This is a genomic window from Diaphorobacter caeni, assembly GCF_015354245.1.
GTDB lineage: Bacteria > Pseudomonadota > Gammaproteobacteria > Burkholderiales > Burkholderiaceae_C > Diaphorobacter_A > Diaphorobacter_A caeni.
This window is the reverse complement of record NZ_JADKYZ010000029.1, coordinates 1-3,298: the sequence shown is the minus strand read 5'-3', so window position 1 is coordinate 3,298 and position 3,298 is coordinate 1. Positions and strand designations below refer to the sequence as shown.

Here is a 3,298-nt window from a genome sequence, read left to right as displayed (position 1 = left end):
GGTGGCGTCCCCCCAAGGACGTGGTCAAGAACCTCGGCGCGTCCAATCCTACGCTGTACCACTGGGTGCCTGGCCTCATTCAGCGCACGCTAAGCGTGCTTTATTTTCCGTTTTCTGAGACGACCCCTTTTTGGTGGGTTTGCCGATGCCCAGGCTTGCCCGGTCGAGCATCCCCAGCTCGGCCACCTGGTCAGCGGCGCGGTTGACCAGGCCGTAATGCCGCTTCACCCTCTGATGCTTGGCCTTGCTGCCCTCAATGCCCCGATCCAGGCCATGGCGCGCCCCCACGTTGGCGGCAAAGTCCGTCTGCATCTCGCTCAGGGCCTTTGCGCCACCCAGCCAGCGGCGGGCATTCAGCCGCCCGGTGGACTCGTCCAGGGGCACCACGTAGGCGTACATGTGCTGCGTCTTCTCATCGCGGTGGACGCCGCTGTAAACCACATTGGCACCACCATGGCGCTGTTTGAGCCACTTCAAGGCATCGTTGAAGTAGGCCGTGCGCTCCTGCGGCGCCATCTTCGCCATCGCTTCCGGGCTGGCCGTGATGAGGTACTCGATCGCCAGCACCGCGTCTTTGCGCCGTTTCTCGGGCAGGCGGGCGCGCACCTTCTCCATGGCTTCACGAGCGCTGGAGGCGCCAAGGTGGGCATTGTTGGCGGCACGTTCGGGGTCGGCGTTCTCCGTTGGCTGCTCCCTGAAAGCGTGCTTCAGGGAGCGCCAGACGGATGCCGCCGACTTCAGCTTTTCTGTGCGCAGGATGGCGTACTTGTTCATGGCGTCAGTGTGCCCCCGGCGGCCCCATTTTGGCAAATGTGGACTCACTACACATTGCTGACGCAATGTCGTTCGCCCCTTCGGGGTAAATAGCCCCCCAGAGGGGGCGTCCATGGCCCCCCTGCGCGCTTCGCTTGCGCGGTCCCCGCCGCGCCTAGGGCGCTCCCAGGCAGGGGGCTTGCACCCCCAGACCCCCAGGGCTGCGCCCCCTGGCGCGCCTTCGCGCACCGGGCCCCCGCTGCCTTGGTCACCCAGCCGGAAGGGTTCCGGGCACGGGTGCGACGGTGGCGGGGGTGGGCAAGCCGCAGGCTTGTCCATGCCCGACGCCTAGCCCCTCCCCCTCTCCCCTGGATTCAGTTTTTCAAAAGGTGGGCCGTGCGTATGCACGGCGGGGGGTTCGGGGGGCGTGCCCCCCGTTGTAGGGCGACGGTGGGCAACCCGGCCCAGGCGGTGGGCGGCCAGGGTGCAGCCGCTTGCGGCTGTGCCCGCCGTCCACGGACTGGGCGAGGTTGTCCACGGGCGACCGGGTTCAGGGCGCAGCGGTCGAGGCTGTTCCCCCCCCGAGCGGCAGCGCTGGCAACGACATGCTACGCATAGAGTGAGAAGGGAAAGGCCGCAAACCCGCGCCAGTGCTAGACCCCCCCCTGCACTTTTGCATTCCCAGCCCTGCACTAGTGGTAACGTAGCCCTGCACTTTTTGGATAAAAAGTGCTTGACCTGGGTGCATTTGGGTGTCGATAATGGTTGCACTTTTACAGAGAAAGTGCATTTCATGGCCCGCACATATAAGCCAAAAACAGACCTTTCCAAGCTCCAGTACAGCCCAACCGTGAACCCGCTGATGGAGCCGCAGCAGCTCAAGACCAAGCGCCGACTGGTGAGGTCTGGGCGCAGTGAGGATCTGGTGAACCCGGCTACGGGCGAGATCACCGGCGTGGCCGCGATCCACCAGATCGAGGAACGGGACGATGCCGAGTTCGTGAAGGTGTTTGCTGCTGGCGTCTCTGCCACCTACGAGCTGACAAAGACCGCGCAGCGCGTGTTTCAGGTCGTTCTTGACCAGTACCAGCGCACGCCGATGAGCCGGGGATACGCCGATTCCGTGAATCTGTTTTGGTTCGGCGATGGCATCGAAGGTCGGGATGTGGGCATGAGCGAATACACGTTCAAGCGCGGCCTGCGGGAGCTGCTGGATAAGGGCTTTCTGTACCCCAAGGACTCGGCCAGTTTCTGGACGAATTCAGCCCTTTTTTTCAAGGGCGACCGGGTGCTGTTCATCAAGGAATATCGACGCCGCAAGCTGACCGAGCAGCAGGAGCTAGAGGCACGTGGCCAACAGCGCCTGGAGGTGTAGCCATGGACGCCGACAAGCCTTGCCGCTGCCCCCGCTGTGGGTGGCTGGGCACCATCCACGACGCCGAGGCCTATCAGCCGCTGGCACACCTTGAGCCGCTGAACATCTGCCCGCGCTGCGCCACCGAAACCGAGGTGCAGCCGCTGGGCCAGAAGGGCCTCGATGCGCTTTACCGGGAGTACGCCCTGCTGCTGAAACCGGGCTACCAACACCAGGGCGACAGGGCAGAGCGCCGCGCCCAGCTCGAACGGTTCTTCGAGCACATCGACCACCCGCCGCGCTCCACGTCAGGCCCCAATCTCTTCGAGGCGTTCAAGGTCATCGACGAGAGCGACAAAAAAGCGTGATCGCGCTTTTTGAAGTGCCCCGGAGTGCGTCACTACTCGGTAGTGACGCACCGCCCAAACCCAGCACTGGCGCGGCTTGCCGCCCGGTTTTGTTTAGTGATGACTCAGTGACGAGGTGAAACCATGACCCCCTTTGGACTGCTTTTTGTCGGCTACGCGCTCTTTCACGATTACTGGCTCGACCACGGCACCAACGTGCGCTTTCTGCCCTACGCCATCATTGCCTTGTCGTTCTATACGGGCCTCGATGTGATGTTTGCCGGGCTGGCCCAGGCGCTCCAGAACTTCCGCCGCGCCAAGGTGGAAGCGCTGGCAGAGGCCCGAGCGCTGCGCCGTGAACTGGACGACCTGCGCGGCCAGTGATTCAGCGTTCCAGGCCGTGGCCACGCTGCGGCCGAATGGCGCGCAGCTCGTCAATGGCCTGATCCCGCCCGCTGCGGTACAGCTCGGCCAGCTCGTCGGCCTTCGCCGCCTTGCGCCGCTCGGCTTCCAGCTCCCGGCGCAGCTCCTGCACCTGCTTTTGCGCCAGTGCGGCCTCGGCCTTTTCCTGCTCCACCCGCGCCTTCATGTTGCGCAGCTCGTGAACCTGCTCGAAAAGGTTCTTTTCCCGGGCTTTGATGGCCTTCTGGTGCGCTTGAAACTCTTGGGCAATGGCGATGTAGCTATCTCCCGCCTCAATCGCTTCTAGGGCCTTTTTGGGGTCGTCTCAGAAAACGGAAAATAAAGCACGCTAAGCCGGTTGTAGGGGTCGGAGCGGCCTGAACTTGCCCGCGCCGATCTTGGCGCTGCTGCGCCAGAGGTAATCGCCGGTCAGGTTGATGTG

The 3,298-nt window shown here is 63.8% G+C and carries 5 protein-coding genes; 3 read left to right on the top strand and 2 right to left on the bottom strand.

From position 1 onward, the window contains the following. Positions 1-75: 75 nt before the first annotated feature. Positions 76-774 carry a MobV family relaxase gene (gene mobV, locus ISG32_RS27420; protein WP_194774144.1) on the bottom strand — a complete coding sequence of 233 codons (699 nt, stop codon included), beginning with the start codon at positions 772-774 and terminating at the stop codon, positions 76-78. 772 nt (positions 775-1,546) lie between these two features. Here mobV and ISG32_RS27415 point away from each other — a divergent pair. From ISG32_RS27415 to ISG32_RS27405, 3 genes are all read left to right on the top strand, one after another. Beyond that, positions 1,547-2,128 carry a helix-turn-helix domain-containing protein gene (locus ISG32_RS27415; RefSeq protein ID WP_194774143.1) on the top strand — a complete coding sequence of 194 codons (582 nt, stop codon included), beginning with the start codon at positions 1,547-1,549 and terminating at the stop codon, positions 2,126-2,128. Positions 2,129-2,130: 2 nt separating this feature from the next. Beyond that, the gene (locus ISG32_RS27410; protein WP_194774142.1) at positions 2,131-2,475 is read left to right on the top strand and encodes a hypothetical protein; all 345 of its coding nucleotides are present in this window, start codon (positions 2,131-2,133) and stop codon (positions 2,473-2,475) included. Between the two features lie 123 nt (positions 2,476-2,598). After that, entirely contained in the window at positions 2,599-2,838 is a 240-nt protein-coding gene (locus ISG32_RS27405) for a hypothetical protein (RefSeq protein WP_194774141.1), read from the top strand. 1 nt (position 2,839) lies between these two features. Here the strand turns inward: ISG32_RS27405 and ISG32_RS27400 are convergent, their stop codons facing one another. Further along, a complete protein-coding gene (locus ISG32_RS27400) occupies positions 2,840-3,043 on the bottom strand; it encodes a hypothetical protein (protein WP_194774140.1) in 204 nt (67 codons plus the stop codon). Between the last annotated feature and the right edge of the window lie 255 nt (positions 3,044-3,298).